At 47.9% G+C, this 701-nt stretch carries 1 protein-coding gene; it reads left to right on the top strand.

Features of this window, described 5'->3' with window-relative positions; translation table 11 throughout:
• A partial coding sequence (locus R8O10_RS25160) for a glycoside hydrolase domain-containing protein (RefSeq protein ID WP_318191946.1) occupies nucleotides 1-701 on the top strand: 701 nt, incomplete at both ends.

Raw genomic sequence — 701 nt, 5'->3', positions numbered from 1 at the left:
CTACACCTTCCCTCGTGATGAGAAGTCAGAAATCATCGTGAACACTGGCTTTAAAATTAACTGGGACTACACCTCAGATTCTTACTTGAAATGGGACAAAGACAATAACCGCCTTGAAGGTCACCGTTTCTCAGATGGCTGGGCACCAAGCAAAAAAGAATTCTTCGTGATGGAATTCGACAAGCCAATCAAAAACGTTCGCTTTGCTTACTACGATAAAGAGCAAGGTCGTTACATGGACGTGCCAGAAGGCATTACAGAAATCGGTAACGAAACACGCGGCAAGTACCAATACGCGCGCGCTTACGTTGAGTTCGACACCTCAAAGGACGGCTTAACGGTTGAAGCAAAATTGGCGCTATCAAACGTTGAGATTGGCGAGAACGGTAAATCAGGTGCTTCTCTTAACATGACAGAAGTTGCTGGCATGAACTTCGACCAAGTACGCGAAGCGGCAACGAAGAAATGGGAAGACGAACTCGGCAAGATCCAAGTCTCTGGCGACGAAGATTACAAACAGACGTTCTACACCGCGATGTACCACTCGTACCTAGGTCAAACTATTCACTCTGACTTAGATGGTCGCTACCGCCAAGTTCACCAAGGTCGCAACGCTTACCCAGATGGCAACACCCCTTGGGGCGATAAGATCGATACGCTGAAAGAGTCGATCCGCACTGCCGATGCCAACAAAGATGGCA

Source organism: Vibrio sp. 1727 (assembly GCF_033344415.1).
Lineage (GTDB): Bacteria > Pseudomonadota > Gammaproteobacteria > Enterobacterales > Vibrionaceae > Vibrio > Vibrio alginolyticus.
The sequence above is the reverse complement of the archived record's forward strand: the minus strand, read 5'-3'. Positions and strand labels throughout refer to the sequence as shown.